Here is a 15061-nt window from a genome sequence, read left to right on the forward strand (position 1 = left end):
CTGCGAATCGCTTACAATGACATTGCCTCGGAGCTGGTGTATCAATCGTATGACACACGTCAACCAGGCATATATATTTCCCTAATTCTTGAATACCACTCCCCATGTTTACTGGCATCGTACAAGGCATCGCCCGCATTGCAACACTCTCTGACAAACCCGGCTTGCGCACATTTAAGCTCGATTTCCCCGAAGGCTTCTGTAAAGACCTAGAAATAGGTGCCAGTGTCGCGGTAGACGGCGTGTGCCTGACTGTCACGGCTTTACCAGACGACCACAGTGCAGAGTTTGATGTCATGCAACAAAGCCTGGCAATCACTACACTAGGCGCCTATCAGCAAGACGGGCGGGTTAATGTGGAAAGAGCGGCCAGAGACGGCGCAGAAATCGGCGGTCATCCGCTATCTGGTCATATCGATTTCACAGCCACGATTGCTGCTATCCGCGAGCTGGAAAACAACTATGTTATCCGTATCGCCGTCACACCCGAATGGTTACGCTACATCTTTGCCAAAGGCTACATTGCCATCAACGGCGCCAGCCTCACGGTTGCCGAAGTCAACCGCGAAGAAGGCTGGTTTGAAGTCTGGTTAATCCCGGAAACCCTGCGCATGACCGTGTTCGCTGAGAAAAAAACCGGTGCCGCCTTAAATATCGAAATCGAACGCGCTACCCAGGTCGTTGTCGACACCGTACGTGCCATGCTGACAGAAACCTTGGGGCCATTATTACCTGCACTGGAGGCTCTATTAAAACAGCAGGGGGTTGCGGTGGAGGAGTTGGTAGCGCCTTCGAATTTGAAAAAAATGGAGTAATTGTCGGAAAAATTTACACTTCCAAAATATACTTTCTTTAAGTCATTGCTTTAAATCACTAAATTTTTTGGCGTGATTTTTGCTTAATGAGCTTACTGATCAATTTTAATTAAGGTGTGTTATGAAATTTTTACGTCATGTTGCCATTGCGGCAGTTGCTCTTGCAATGTCCATTTCTGCACAAGCAGGAACAATTTCCTATGTCACAGCAAATAATCCATGGGGTAATTTGACGAACGACGCAGCGATGAATACGGCATTTGGTGCAGGTAACTGGAATAAATACACGAGTTTTAGTCTGGCTGCTTTGGCAGGTGCTGACTTTGTTTTTATCGACGGCAGCGACAGCAATTCTGGTAACTTTGCTTCCTTCATTGCAGCAAACACTGCGGTATTGGAAAGCTATGTTAGTGGTGGTGGTCGCTTATTTTTGAATGACTCACCAAACACAGGTCCTGCTAGCGCAAGTCTTGGTTTTGGTATCACGATGAATTGGAACGGTTATGCAAACGCTAGCTCAACAGCAACAGTAACCTCCCTGGGTATTGCTGATGGCTTGACTGCAGGTGGTATTACTAGTTCATACACTGGTGGTTATTTTTCTCATTCTTCAGTAAGTGGTGCTGGCTTGAGCAATCTGGTATCCGGCACTGGCGGTATCATTTTCGGTGGACTGCAATACGGTAACGGCTTTGCAGCGTTTGGCGGTCAAACAACAACAAATTTCCATTCACCAAATGCTGACGCAAGCCGTCTGCTGGTCAATGAATTGTTGTACGTAAAAAATGCAACGACTAACAATGTTCCAGAACCAGCTAGCCTTGGCTTGTTAGGTTTAGGCATGATTGGTCTGGCAGCAGCCCGTCGCCGCAAACAGTAATCTCGCACATCAAACAAAAAGCCCAGCTAGTCTGGGCTTTTTTTATGACTTATCTAGGTATCTTCGCCCTCCCAATACGCCATCACGGCAGCCTTGTTATACCCTTCGCCGGTCAAACGCACACTGACCCGGTTGCTGTCTGGATAAACAATCACATCATGTGGATTGCGGTCACCGATCAGCAGATAACGGCAGACCTGGTCTGTGTGATTAAAAATACTGTGCCCCAATTTTTGCCCAGCCGGAAAAACTACGTAGCTGCCTGCTGACATAACATAGGTTTTGTCGCCCAGACGTAAAGTCAGACTTCCTTCCATCACCATAAGCTGCTCTTCTTCAAGATAATGATAGTGGTTGGGGCAAGCGCGCATGCCAGGTGCCAACTCCTCGATACAAACCCCAATGCGCTGACAGCCGCCATGTTCCCCGATTTGCTTGTAGCGAGAGCCAAAACTGGTACCGTGCGAATAGCCGTCCCATGCGACATCATCAATTAAAAATGGCTCGGTATGTCCCTCGGCATTAATCGCTTTTGCTTTGCTCTCGCTCATACTGACTTGTCCAGAGCGGGTATCAAACCCATTTCTGATAAGACCTCTTGCGCGGAGCGAAATGCATCAATCGCCAGCGGCATGCCGCAATAGACACTTGCATGCAGCAACACTTCCTGTATCTCTTTCATCGTCGCGCCGTTGTTGACAGCGCCGCGCACGTGGCCGCGAATCTCATGCGCACGGCCCAGCGCAGTCAGCATGGAGAGAGTAATCAAGCTGCGGGTCTTCATATCAAGTTCGTCACGGCACCAGACGGTACCCCAGGCGTTACGGGTCACGAACTCTTGCAACGGTGCGGTAAAAGCGTCAGCGCTCGCAAAGGCTTTATCGACGAATGCATCACCCATCACTTGCTTGCGCTTATTTAAACCATCATCAAATTGCTGATCTGCTTGTTGACCTGCTTGTTGTTTTGCTCTTTGATTTATTTCCTGATCCATTCTGCCTTCCTTCGCGGTCATGATGCTGCATAGAGAGTAGACCCATGGTAGCCAGCAGAATAGCTAGGGTCAAGGCTGATGGTGTAAGCCAATCCGGCGAGCATGATTATCCGGTGATCTGGATGATCCTGAGCACAATCGCCGCCACGATCATCCAGCATACCGCCATACCGGACAGGTACAAAATCGCGCGCCACGGTTGCAAGCCGCGCAGATAGACGATGGTATGTGCGTAACGAATCAGCACATAGCTGCTAAATAATGTTGATGCCGTATCTGGCTCCCCGCCGACTAAAACATAGCTCAGTGCCAGCGTTAAAAATAACGGTAAATTCTCTACATCGTTACGCCAGACATTGGCACAGCGTTGCACAAATGCGGACTCACTTGCGACCGGAGTGGTTCTGGCCAAGGCGGCGTCTTCTGGCAATAAAAACCGTCTGCTACGAAAACGGCTGATGATCTGTATGACACTGGTGACGCTGGTTTTGACAAATAGCGCCAGCAGGCTCAATACAAAAATAGACAAGGCAGGATAGTAGGGCATCAATGGCTCCTAAAAAAATGGGTGTATGCATATACAAATATATGCAAATAGATAGACTTATTTTTGACGCGCTGTGGCATCGCGTAAGGCCACAAACTGGGCAATTGAGGCACTGTCTGGCCGGAGCTCACCCAGCCCGAATGATTCCGGTGAGCGTTCGTCAATACTGACCCAAACCATCTTCCGAAAATCGGGATTACCGCCACCTTCGATATCGACCAAGGCATCGCTTAAGCGGGTAATCAAAACTTGTTTTTGCTCAGGACTGAGCAGACCGCGAATCGTCGTGACATTGACATAAGGCATGAGGAACTCCTGTCGTGATTGAATGGGAGTTCACATTATCGGCAGAGCATATCGCCACGACCATTGGCGCAATTGACATAATTATGATGTAATTCGCCAATGGCTACGTCTCAACGCATCATACGCATAGGCATTCTGGTCTATCCCGGTTGCCTTCTCAGCGGCGCAGTGGTGCCGCGTGATGTATTCTCGATTGCAAATACCCTGATGCAGTTGCGACCGCCGGGACAACAGATCCGGCTGGAGCCGGTCTGGCTCAGTGCGCGCGACCAGGCAGTAGAAAACCAGCATGGGCTTAGCTTTGCAACCCAGCCACTGGACGGACAGCAGCTTGACGCTCTCATGCTACCGGGAATTGATCACCAAAGCGCTTATGACATCACCGACCGCATCGCATTGATGACGCAAGAACAGCTTGCGCTGCGTGACTACCTGTCGCAGGGCAAGTTGCTGATCGCGAGTTGCTCGGCAACCTGTCTGCTGGCGAATACCGGCATGCTGGATGGCAAACGTGCGACGACAAGCTGGTGGCTGGCGGCTTATTTCAAACAACAGTATCCCAAGGTCATCCTCGAAGCCGAAGAATTAATCGTGCAGGACGGCAATTTGGTGTCCTCAGGCGGACTGACGTCGTATATCGATCTCGCTCTATGGCTGGTCGCTCATTTTTGCGGTGAAACCTTGCGCCAGCTATGCGCCAAGATGCTGGTGATTGACGCCAACCGCAATAGCCAGGCCCCGTATATTGCGACTGCCATGATCCAAAATCAGGGACATATCATCGTCGAGCGGGCGCGTCGCTGGCTAAATAAACGACTCGATCAGCCATGGTTAATGGGTGAGCTGGCAGAACATTGTCATATCAGCCAGCGCACCTTGTTGCGTCGCTTTCAAGAGAATGTGGGTTTAAGCCCGGCCCAATATGTCCAGCAATTACGCATAGAGCGCGCCAAAGCTTTACTGGAAACCACAAAAATCTCCCTCGAAGAACTGGCCGGACGTTGCGGTTATCAGGACGTGTCGAGCCTGAGTAAGGTGTTTAAACAATGGACTCAGGTAACGCCAAAAGAATACCGGCAACGGTTCGGCTTACGCAGCTAAGGCAGCTAAGGTAACTTTGACGGGTAGTGAGGTAATGCAACAACTAGCTGTTTTCGTCTAGAAATAGTTTCGACAGAGACAACTCAAACAAGTAAAATAATAGATTGACATGGAATTTGATGTAATTCTGTCAAATCGTTCTGTGGCTCTGTCCAGCGGAACGCATCCATTACCCATCTTATAAATAATTGAGAATTACATGATCAAGAAAAATATCCTCGTTGCAGCATTGATGCTTGCCGGTATCGCTTTAAGCGCAAGTGCTTCCGCACAAACCTATGTTGCCGCGACCGTTGGTCAGGCGAAAGTTGATGCAGATTGCACTGGAGTGACTAACTGCAAAACATCTGACACAACAGTCAAACTGCTGGGTGGATACAACTTCACACAAAACCTAGGCGTTGAAGCCGGTTATTTCTCTTTAGGCAAAGCAACTGCAAGCGTGGGTGGTATTGCCGGAGAATTTAAAGCAACTGGTGTTGATGTTGTTGGCGTGGTAAAGAGCACACCATCAAACGGCTGGGTTGGTTTCGGTAAAGTAGGTATTGCCTATATCCGTGCAGAATCCACTGTAAATTCAGCCACAATCAAAGGTACTGTTACAAAAAATAGCACTAAGCCAGTGTTTGGCCTAGGTGCGACATACCAGATTTCCAATAACGTGAACGTACGTGCCGAATACGAACGTCGTCAAGTTAATGTGGTGGATGGTGTAAGCGATGCTACGGTATCCAACTTCTCCGTAGGCGTTGAATACATCTTCTGATGGTGTGATTGCCTCGCGCAGTCGATGATGTAAAAAAAGGCATGCTACGGCATGCCTTTATTGTTCCTGCCTGATCACGCCATTATTTCCGAATTCGCTCTTCGTTTTTTGCAGGCTTTGCGTCCTAGTGCTCGTATTCATCCGGCGGCTCTTCGCCCGCAAGCACCCCGGTCGTTACTGGCAATCCTTCCCCTTTGCGCACCAGCTCATCCGCATATTCAAATACATTGGGACAACCTGTGACCGCAATCAGGGTTTTGACGATGGTGACTTTCCATGCATCGACACCAGCAGCTTGAAACTGACAGACCAGATAACCCGGTGCGCTGCCGTAATGATCGACCAGCAGACCTGGCAGGCCGTCTTGTTCTGCATTAATCAGGCGACGTTGCTTGCCATCCGCTTTGACCGGCATCGGCTGTTTTGCCAGAGCCGCTTGCACGCGCCGTTTAATAAAAGCATGATCAATGGCCTCGGTCTCATCGACGCTCCAGACCCGTGCCTGTATCTGCGATTTCGGACTCCAGGCAGCGCGCGCTAAGAATTGCCCTGATGATGAGCGAACCAAAGCGGTTGCTCCTGCTTTCATTTTTTCGTCATACTTACCGTCAACCCGCGCCACCATAGACACATAGATCCATGGCTCGCCTTGCAATATGCTTTTTTCCTTGCCTTGTTTAATCGTGATGATCAGCATGTGCTTGTCCTGTCCGGGTAAAAATGGTGTGGGAGCGGAATATACACCAATGCAAAAAAATGCGGTTATTTACGCAGTATAGCCGCTGCAGAAAGGCGATACCCGGGAATGAATCCGCAGTATTCATGGTCCTTTCAAGACAAAAAGCGTCCGAGATCCGCATAAACAAAGCGGATACGTATTAGAAATAAATGCGCTACTTATTGTAAGCAAGTCATTCTGCTCACATGTCAGGCTCTGTTAACATATAAGCTGGACAGTACATGTTATACAAACTCCTGCCGCAACGATGTTCATCACAAAGGACCATTATGTATCTCACATATTTCAAAGGTAGCTGGAGCGAAGGCAATACGCCCTTGTTTGGCGCAATGGATCATGCTGTATGGCTGGGATCGAGCGTATTTGACGGTGCCCGCGCTATCAGCGGTAAGACACCCGATCTGCGGCTGCATCTGGCGCGCGTGGTGCAATCGGCGCAGCGTCTTGGCCTGCACTGTCCCTACCAGGTTGACGAGCTTGAAGCATTATGCCGCGACGGGATCAGACAATTTCCTGCCGATGCGGAGCTGTACATCCGTCCGCTGGTATTTGGTACTGATGGATTGCTGATCCCCGATGCAGATCAGTCGAGTTTTGCGCTGACCTTGTTTGATGCGCCTTTGCCACCGTTCTCCGGTTTCTCGGCCTGTTTGTCTGCATTGCGCCGGCCCGATCCCAGCATGGCGCCGACAGATGCAAAAGCGTCGTGCTTATATCCGAATTCGACCAAGGCACTGCGTGAAGCCAAAGACCGTGGATTTGACAATGCTGTGGTGTGTGACAGTCACGGCAAGGTCGCGGAATTTGCAACGGCGAACATCTTTTTGGTGACCGAATCCGGCGAAGTCGTCACGCCAGTTGCGAACGGCAGTTTTTTGTCTGGCATCACCCGTGCGCGCGTGATTGGCTTGCTGAAAGACGATGGCACTCAGGTCATCGAACGCAGCGTAACACCGGAAGAATTATTGAAGGCGACCGAAATATTCAATACCGGGAACTACGGCAAGGTAACTCCCTGCATCCGTTACGAAGACCGCAGCTTAGCCATCGGTCCGGTCGCAACACGCGCCAGGGACTTATATTTCAGCTGGATGGAAGCGCAGTAAATCGAACAAAATGCCCCGCGTTCATGACAGACGCGGGGCATTCACATCATGCCGGATATCAATCAAGAAAATCCGAATACTCTTTTTGCGCATACCCTTTCAAATTCTGCCAGGGTAATTCACGTGTCAGGGTCGCCAGCGGCTTGACGTCAACACGACGGTAAAATGTCGCCGCCTTATCGCCACTCTCGATCACCAGAGGAATTTGTTTTTTCTCGTCCCACAATACGCGCTGATAAACGCCATTCTTTTCACGTTCACGCCAGCGCGCACCTGCTACGGTGGAGACTTGCGCAGAATACGGAATCGTTTGAACCAGCTTAGGATCCAGTAAGTAAAAACTATTATCCCAAGAGCCGTCGAAATTTACATTCTCATATTCGGACGGTGGAATTGCGACTACATCTTTACTGTGTGCGTCGACGTATTCAACACGGACTTTGTTATTCTCGAGGACAACATGACGCGGAATCACGACATGATTGAAGTGCTTATGTTCTGTCGCACTGGCAGCCGGTGCTGTGTTCAACGCGACTTTTTTCTTGCTTACGGTCTTTTCGTCGTCATGAGATTCCACGACATTTTTAGGCAAGACACGGACAACCCAGACGTGGCCAGGACGACGTAACATTTTTTCTTCATAACGCGCTTCACGCGTAACGCCTTCAGCGGTCAATACTTTGCTGTAATACTGAATATTCAGGTCGAGGTCCGGCGCAGTAAGGCTCTGTGCAACTGGGATAAGGGGTGTGGATGCGGGTGCGGATGCGGCCTGTACTGACGGAACTGACAGAACTGAGAAGGCGGCGATACTTGCGAATAATAATCCCGGCACATTCGATACGGATTTCATACTTATCTTTCAAAAAAACTAAAGGTGAGCCTCGGATCTGAGGCTCACCTTATTGTTCAGACTGCTTTGATGACTACAAAAATCACAAGAACCAGGACTTAGAAACCAAACGCAGACTTCAACAAACCGAAGACCTTGGTATTGTCCAGTGTGCCTTTAAATACTTTGGCACCGGCACCGGTTGCGAACAATTTTACATCGCCGCCACCGTGCGTTTCGCTGGCCAGACGCACACCGGTTTCTTGCAGATAGTTGTCTGCCAATACGGTAGCGCTGTCGAGGCTGGTGCGCAGGTTAGGACGGTTAGGACCGTTGCCGAATACCAGCGTCGTGTAGGTATTGCCATCTGCGTCTTTGGTAGGTTGACCTGTTTTGTAATCGCGGTTGATATCCAGAATCGGATTGCCACGTTTACCGTAGCCGTTGAACGCCAGAGTGTGGTCATGATCAGCAGTAACAACGATGAGGGTATTTGCCAGTGTCGGGTCAGTCAATTTCGCTTTATCGAGTGCGGCTTTAATCGCGTCGTCGAATGCGATCGTATCAACCAGCGCGCGCTTGGCATTCGTGCCATGCAGGGCGTGATCAATACGACCACCTTCTACCATCAGAAAATAACCATTGGTATTTTGCGATAACAGATCCATGGCTTTGGTCGTCATCTCAGCCAGGCTTGGCTGCGTTGCACCTTCACCTACAGGTGGTGTCGCAGCGCGGTCGAGTTCATATTCCAGATGGCTTTTACTGCTATACAGACCGATGAATTTTTTATTATTTGGTGCCGCGGCCATATCCGCTTTTGTTGCCGCAACGGTATAGCCTTTTGCTGCGAGTTCAGTCAGCAAATTGCGACCGTCAACACGGCCTAATTTACCTACGCTAGTTGCTGCATCGTAAGGCAGAAAATGATTGCGGCCACCGCCCATCAGCACATCAACACCGTCGCCCAGTGCCGTGTTGTAACCGGCTCCACCGGGTACTGCCTGCGCTGCAATCGCATATTGCGCGTTGCGGTTGCAAATATGGGAATAGGTCGCAGCCGGTGTTGCATGCGTCAGTTCTGTGGTCGTGATCGAGCCGACTGCTTTACCTTTGGCTTTAGCGAGTTCGAGAATCGTTGCGACCGAAACGCCATTACCTGTAGCTGCGCAGTTATTGACGCCGAGATTACCATTCGCGTCTTTGGACGGTGGTGTAGCGATTGTTTCTGGAGACATGGAGATGACTTCATTGTTCATCTTGACGCCAGTCATATACGCGGCCATTGAGGGTGCGCTGTCGGTAGTTTGTGCATCGTTTGAATACGTCTTGATACGTGCTGTACGCTCCAGCTTATCCATATTCAGGCTACCGTCTTCACCGTATTTGTAGATGCGGGATGCAGTGACTGTCGACGGGCCCATGCCGTCGCCGAGGAAGAAAATAATGTTCTTAGCTTCGCCCGCTGCATAAGCAGACGTGTTGGCGAATGCGGAGGCCAGAGCCAGTCCCAGCAAAGAGAACTTGAGTGTGTGTTTCATGATGTTTTCCAATTCTTAATATGTGCGGACCAATTACAGACCAGAGGCAGTTTTGACCAGAGTGAATACCTTGGTGTTATCGATCGTGCCGAGGAAGGTGTCTGAGCCTTTGCCAATCGCGCCAAAGAAGACGTCGGTACCGCCATGGGTTTCGCTACCGACCGCAACACGCACAACCGCTTCCTGATGGTAGGTGTTGGCGCTGGTCACGGTTTCATCGAGGCTGGCCATAGTAGAACGGCTGCCTTGTGTACGGTTTTCACCATTACCAAAACCGATGATGGAATACGGCGCACCATCCAGATCTTTGTCAGGAACACCCGTGACATAGTTTTTCACGACACCGAGCACGCCAGGATTACCCGCGGCGGTCTTGCCTGTACGCTTGGCGTAACCGTTCAATACCAGAGTGTGATCATGGTCAGCGGTGACGACGATCAGGGTATTTTTCAGGTCAGGGTCAGCAATCTTGGCTTTGGCAATCGCGGCTTTGATCGCGTTATCAAAAGCGACTGTGTCTTGCAATGCTTTTTTCGCGGTTGTTTCATGCAGAGCGTGATCGATACGACCGCCTTCGACCATCAGGAAATAACCTTTGGAATTTTTTGCCAGGACATCCATGGCCTTGGTCGTCATTTCTGCCAGGCTAGGTTCTTTAGCAGGATCACGGTCGAGGTCATAGCTCATGTGGCTTGAGGTGAACAGACCAAATAACTTGTCCGTCTTGGTACCGTCGATCGCATTGAATTCTGTGCTGTTGCTGGCGTAGGCGTAATTTTTTGCCTTCATTTCAGCGACCAGATCACGTCCGTCAGAACGCTTGCCGCCATCTTTAAACGGCGTAAAGAATTGCTTACCGCCGCCCAGTAAAACGTCCAAACCGGTTGTGCCTAATCCGGTGTTGTAACCAATGCCGCCAGGTACTGCCGCTGCTGCGATGTCGTTTTCCAGATCGCGATGGCAGATGTGGGAGTAGGTGGCAGCCGGTGTTGCATGCGTTACGCGTGTTGTTGTGACGACGCCAGTGGACAAGCCTTTTGCTTTTGCAAGTTCGAGCAACGTGGTTGCAGGTGTGCCGTTCTTGGTGCCGCAGTTGTTGACCAGCTTGTTCCCATTTGCATCTACCAGCGGATCAATTGCCAGTGTGTCAGGTGACATCGACAACACTTCATTATTCATCTTTACACCCGTCATATAGGCTGACATCGACGGTGCGCTGTCCGTAACCTGTGCGTCGTTGGAGAAGGTTTTAACAAATGCTGTCTCAGGCAAAGTGTCCATAGTGAGTTCACCGTCTTCACCGACCGAGTAGATACGCGCTGCTGTCATGGTCGTCATACCCATGCCGTCACCCAGGAAGAAGATGACGTTTTTTGGCGCATCGGCGACGGGTTCTGTGACGGGAGTATTGCTGCTGCAGGCAGCGATCAAAGTGCTGATTGCGACGCTGAGTCCAGCGGCGTAGAGGGGTCTGCGTGTCATGTCGTCCATCCGGCTAGTGTGAAAAACCGAGATTGTAACAAGGCTGTGTGACTGGTTCGTGACGGACTTATTAAATTTTCATGACATGATTACGCTGTGAATGATTTATGAACACACAATCTTTGTTATATTGAGGCTTGCGTTAAAGCAGTTAAGACCATCAAAAATTCTCCGCCGCTCTTTTCACTCACGCTTTGCGTAACAAGGATTGATCCGTATGTCATTCTTGCAATCGTCGTCCAAACTCCTTCCCTGGAAAGTCCTGCTTGTTGATGACGAGCCGGATATTCATGATGTCACCAAGCTGACCCTGAGCCGTTTCCGTCTGGATGGCCGTTCCTTACAATTCCTGCACGCGTATAACGGGCCCGAGGCCAAGGCTGTGTTGAGCAAGGAAACCGATATCGCACTGGTGTTTCTGGATGTTGTCATGGAAAGTGATGACGCCGGATTAGAAGTAGCGCGCTGGATGCGTCAAGATCTCGGTAATCAGTTCACTCGCATTGTTTTGCGCACCGGCCAACCCGGACAAGCACCGGAAGAAAGCGTCATTGTGAATTACGACATCAATGACTATAAAGAAAAAACCGAACTCGACCGCACCAAGTTATTCACTACTACCTTCGCCGCCCTGCGTGCATATCGCGACATTATGCAAGTCGAAGAAGCACGCCGCTTCCAGGCGACCTATCGGGAAGGTCTGGAACGCGTCATCGAAGCGTCTGCACATATTTTTCAGCAACGTAATCTGCATGATTTCGCGAACGGTTTGCTACAGCAAGTCGTTGCGCTGTTACGTCTGGAGCAAAGTATGTTGTTGCGCCTGCGTGGCGCCAGCGGTATCTCGGGTCAGCAAAGTTATGAAGTACTTGCCAAGATCGGTAATTTTGATGATGACCACCAGTTGTTCAGCCAGGATTTATTAACTCAATTAAATGATGCCACGGTCAACCGTATCTCGCGTCTGTATGGCGACGTGTATGTCGGTTACTTCCCGAATAGTAGCGGCAAGGCGTCTTTACTGGTGTTAAAGGGTGTGGAACAAGTCGGCGAAATTGACGCTAAATTGCTTGAGGTTTTTTCTTCTGGTGTTGCGATTGCGTTTGATAATATCTTATTGAATCAAGAGATCAGCGACACGCAGGGTGAGTTGATTATGCGGCTGGGTGATGTGGTCGAATCACGTTCACACGAGGCGGGCAATCATGTACGCCGCATGGCTGAGGTCTGCTATTTACTAGCACTTGCATCGGGGATGCCAGCGGAAGAAGCCGGTGTCTTGAAGCAAGCTGCACCTATGCATGACATCGGTAAAATCGCTACGCCGGATGCGGTGTTACTCAAGCCTGGCAAACTTGATCTCGATGAGTGGAACATCATGAAAATGCATCCGCAAGTCGGCATGTCGATACTGGACGGTTCACAGCGACCTATCCTGAAAGCTGCAGCGATTATCGCGCATCAGCATCACGAAAAATTTGATGGCTCAGGTTATCCGCAAGGTCTGGCAGGTAATGAAATTCATATCTATGCACGTATCGTTGCCGTGGCCGATGTATTCGATGCACTGATGCATGCACGGGTCTATAAACCTGCATGGCCCATCGATCAGGTGGTACAACATTTGCGCGATGTCAGCGGCACGCATCTCGATCCTGTTTTTGTCGAACTGATGATAGCGAATATCGATAAAGCGCTGGAAATTAATCTGAGCTTTCCAGACTAATCCAGACAAAAAAGTAATACGTGAGAACTACGCCGGTTTGACGGAATTTTTCGCCACCATCGGAAAACGAATTTGATAGCTCAATCCGTTGCCCGGCTGGCTACTTGCCTTAACTGTTCCCCCAAGTGCGCCGGTAATCAGGTTATAGATGATATGCGTACCGAGACCGCTGCCACCTTGTCCGCGTTTGGTGGTGTAGAAGGGATCAAATAATTTGTCTAGTCCATCCTGATCAACGCCGATGCCGTTGTCGGTGTAATCGAATTTTAAATGAGTGCCATCGGCCTCTGCTTTCATCCGTATCTTTCCCTCGGCATTATTCTCAAAAGCATGGTGTATTGAGTTCATCAGGAGATTCGTTACCACCTGAGATACCGCTCCGGGATAGCTGTCGAGCCGTATCTCTTCAGGACAATCAATCTCAACGCGGATGGGTCGACCTTTGAGCTTGGGCTGCAAAGAGAGCAGGACTTCGTCAAGATAAGTTTTTAACTGAAACAGCCGTTTGTCGTTTGATGTCTGGTCAACCGCTACTTGTTTGAAACTGCGTACCAGCGTGGCTGCACGCCGGGTATTGCTGGTCAGAATACGCAGCGATTGATCGACGATATCCAGAAACTCTTCCAGACTCTCTTGTGTCATGGTATCGGCTGCCATGTCTTTACGTGTGAGCTTGAGCTCGTCAACCAGATGGCTGGTCGCTGTGACGCAGATCCCCAGCGGCGTATTAATTTCATGCGCAACACCCGCAACCAGACGTCCCAGGGACGCGAGTTTTTCTTGTCTGACTAATTCTGACTGAGCTTCTTGTAGCGCAAGCAGCGCTTCGTTCAGCGTGGTGTTTTGTTCTTCCAGACGGGCTTTGGCATTGCGCATTTCGCGGTCGGCCTCAAGGCGCGTGACAGCCACTGCAACATGGCTGGCGACGAAGGCGAGTAATTCGAGATCGGTCTCGCTGTACAAAATATGAGGATCATAACTTTGTACCACAATCACACCGTGGACATGATCATTAGCAAGGATGGGCGCGCCCATCCAGCTGTATAACTCCATGTTCCCTAGGGCTTGCCTGATCCGGCCACCAGCAACTAATTCAGCGAGACGCGCCTTGTCGATCAACTGGGCGTGTTCGCAATGAATCACAAACGATGTTATCCCGACTCCCAACGGGAAACGCTTCATCGACGGGTGCTCATCCTTTTCATCGACGAAATACTGAATACTGATTTCTTCCGTATCCTGATGATACAGCGCGATCATGAAATTCCGCGCCACCAGTAACTGACCAATGATCTGATGCAGTTCGGCATACAGACTATTCGGGTCGGCTGCAGAAAAAGACAATTCGGCGATCTGATACAAAGCCCGTTGCAAGGTCTCGGTACGCCGTCTCTCTGTGACCTCATGTGCCAGTAATGCGGTGCGCTCCTGTACTGCACGCTCCAGATGATCTACGCTCTGAAATCCTTGCAGAGCATTTGATACATGATTGGCGATAAGACCGAACAACGCCTGATCTTCCTGACTGAAGGTATGTTCGGCGTCATAGCTTTGAATAACTAAAGCGCCCAGCGATTTTTTTTCGTGATCCAGTAAGGGATAGCCCATCCAGTGTTCTGCCCGGGCGCCGCTACCCCAAGGATTTCCGGCAGCTTCTTGAGCAGCGTCTTCTTCGGCTGTCATGATCAGAGGCTGACGATGATAGATTACCCAGGCAGTGGGGGATGCCTCCGGTGATTCTAAAACAACGGGAATTGCCGGATCCGGAGAGGGGTCAAATTCATCGACGTGATAGGCAAACTGAATGCTGTTTTGCTCCGCCTTGTATAAGGCAACATAGAAATTCGCCGCGTACATAATGCGACTCAGAGCCTGATGCACCGCATGTAAAAACTCGTTGATATTGTTGCAGTGATTAGAAATCTGGCCGATTTCCAGCACCATGACTTGCACAGCTTCAAGACGACTTAGACGGCTTTCCATCTTTCATCCTTTATGCTTTATAGGCAATTGGTCTCAACAAAGATCATATAAATAAACGGGATTGACGCAAAGCGACAAGCTGCTCATTACACATTGCACACTGAACCCGCAGGCTGGATGCGGCTTTCAGAGGGTTTTCGTGCCAGCAGGCCCACTCCGCTTGCGGGTTCGTTTTGCGTAAATCCTAATAAAAAAGAACTCGCTGTCCGGGAGTTCCTTTTTGATTGCTGCTTTGATGCTCAG

15 protein-coding genes are annotated in these 15061 nt (G+C 50.0%); 6 read left to right on the forward strand and 9 right to left on the reverse strand.

All coding sequences use genetic code 11. The features are described from left to right. Positions 1 to 104: 104 nt before the first annotated feature. Complete coding sequence (locus ACO0LE_RS05230) at positions 105 to 815, forward strand: riboflavin synthase subunit alpha (RefSeq protein WP_422959367.1); 711 nt, start codon at positions 105 to 107, stop codon at positions 813 to 815. Positions 816 to 936: 121 nt separating this feature from the next. Then, on the forward strand, positions 937 to 1695 hold the full coding sequence (locus ACO0LE_RS05235; protein WP_422959368.1) for a PEP-CTERM sorting domain-containing protein: 759 nt from the start codon (positions 937 to 939) through the stop codon (positions 1693 to 1695). A 53-nt stretch (positions 1696 to 1748) separates the two neighbouring features. Here ACO0LE_RS05235 and ACO0LE_RS05240 read toward each other — a convergent pair whose 3' ends face one another. The 4 genes from ACO0LE_RS05240 to ACO0LE_RS05255 all read right to left on the reverse strand — a co-directional run bounded on the left by ACO0LE_RS05240 (position 1749) and on the right by ACO0LE_RS05255 (position 3542). Continuing rightward, positions 1749 to 2246 carry a cupin domain-containing protein gene (locus ACO0LE_RS05240; RefSeq protein ID WP_422959369.1) on the reverse strand — a complete coding sequence of 166 codons (498 nt, stop codon included), beginning with the start codon at positions 2244 to 2246 and terminating at the stop codon, positions 1749 to 1751. After that, positions 2243 to 2689, reverse strand: a complete 447-nt coding sequence (gene pcaC, locus ACO0LE_RS05245) for a 4-carboxymuconolactone decarboxylase (RefSeq protein WP_422959500.1) — start codon at positions 2687 to 2689, stop codon at positions 2243 to 2245. Before pcaC ends, ACO0LE_RS05240 begins: the two co-directional genes overlap by 4 nt. Positions 2690 to 2795: 106 nt before the next feature. After that, positions 2796 to 3236 (reverse strand): MAPEG family protein, encoded by a 441-nt coding sequence (locus tag ACO0LE_RS05250; protein WP_422959370.1) that lies wholly within the window; start codon positions 3234 to 3236, stop codon positions 2796 to 2798. Positions 3237 to 3293: 57 nt separating this feature from the next. Next, entirely contained in the window at positions 3294 to 3542 is a 249-nt protein-coding gene (locus ACO0LE_RS05255) for a tautomerase family protein (RefSeq protein WP_422959371.1), read from the reverse strand. A gap of 99 nt (positions 3543 to 3641) precedes the next feature. Here ACO0LE_RS05255 and ACO0LE_RS05260 point away from each other — a divergent pair, with 99 nt between their 5' ends. Further along, positions 3642 to 4643: a GlxA family transcriptional regulator gene (locus ACO0LE_RS05260; RefSeq protein WP_422959372.1), complete on the forward strand. Its 1002-nt coding sequence runs from the start codon at positions 3642 to 3644 to the stop codon at positions 4641 to 4643. Between the two features lie 199 nt (positions 4644 to 4842). Beyond that, complete coding sequence (locus ACO0LE_RS05265) at positions 4843 to 5409, forward strand: outer membrane beta-barrel protein (protein ID WP_422959373.1); 567 nt, start codon at positions 4843 to 4845, stop codon at positions 5407 to 5409. A gap of 124 nt (positions 5410 to 5533) precedes the next feature. Here ACO0LE_RS05265 and ACO0LE_RS05270 read toward each other — a convergent pair whose 3' ends face one another. Continuing rightward, a complete protein-coding gene (locus ACO0LE_RS05270) occupies positions 5534 to 6106 on the reverse strand; it encodes an SAM-dependent methyltransferase (RefSeq protein WP_422959374.1) in 573 nt (190 codons plus the stop codon). A gap of 311 nt (positions 6107 to 6417) precedes the next feature. Between ACO0LE_RS05270 and ACO0LE_RS05275 the strand changes: the two genes are divergently transcribed. Continuing rightward, the gene (locus ACO0LE_RS05275) at positions 6418 to 7254 is read left to right on the forward strand and encodes a branched-chain amino acid aminotransferase (RefSeq protein ID WP_422959375.1); all 837 of its coding nucleotides are present in this window, start codon (positions 6418 to 6420) and stop codon (positions 7252 to 7254) included. 58 nt (positions 7255 to 7312) lie between these two features. Here ACO0LE_RS05275 and ACO0LE_RS05280 read toward each other — a convergent pair whose 3' ends face one another. The 3 genes from ACO0LE_RS05280 to ACO0LE_RS05290 form a co-directional block, all read right to left on the reverse strand. Next, positions 7313 to 8107, reverse strand: a complete 795-nt coding sequence (locus ACO0LE_RS05280) for a hypothetical protein (protein ID WP_422959376.1) — start codon at positions 8105 to 8107, stop codon at positions 7313 to 7315. Positions 8108 to 8205: 98 nt separating this feature from the next. Next, positions 8206 to 9627: an alkaline phosphatase gene (locus ACO0LE_RS05285; RefSeq protein ID WP_422959377.1), complete on the reverse strand. Its 1422-nt coding sequence runs from the start codon at positions 9625 to 9627 to the stop codon at positions 8206 to 8208. Positions 9628 to 9660: 33 nt separating this feature from the next. Continuing rightward, on the reverse strand, positions 9661 to 11109 hold the full coding sequence (locus tag ACO0LE_RS05290) for an alkaline phosphatase (RefSeq protein WP_422959378.1): 1449 nt from the start codon (positions 11107 to 11109) through the stop codon (positions 9661 to 9663). Positions 11110 to 11326: 217 nt separating this feature from the next. Between ACO0LE_RS05290 and ACO0LE_RS05295 the strand changes: the two genes are divergently transcribed. Beyond that, positions 11327 to 12835, forward strand: coding sequence for a DUF3369 domain-containing protein (locus ACO0LE_RS05295; RefSeq protein WP_422959379.1), 1509 nt, complete (start codon positions 11327 to 11329; stop codon positions 12833 to 12835). Between the two features lie 27 nt (positions 12836 to 12862). Here ACO0LE_RS05295 and ACO0LE_RS05300 read toward each other — a convergent pair whose 3' ends face one another. Next, on the reverse strand, positions 12863 to 14818 hold the full coding sequence (locus tag ACO0LE_RS05300) for a GAF domain-containing protein (RefSeq protein ID WP_422959380.1): 1956 nt from the start codon (positions 14816 to 14818) through the stop codon (positions 12863 to 12865). Positions 14819 to 15061 lie beyond the last annotated feature (243 nt).

It is taken from the genome of Undibacterium sp. Xuan67W, from assembly GCF_049340165.1.
Classification (GTDB): domain Bacteria; phylum Pseudomonadota; class Gammaproteobacteria; order Burkholderiales; family Burkholderiaceae_D; genus Undibacterium.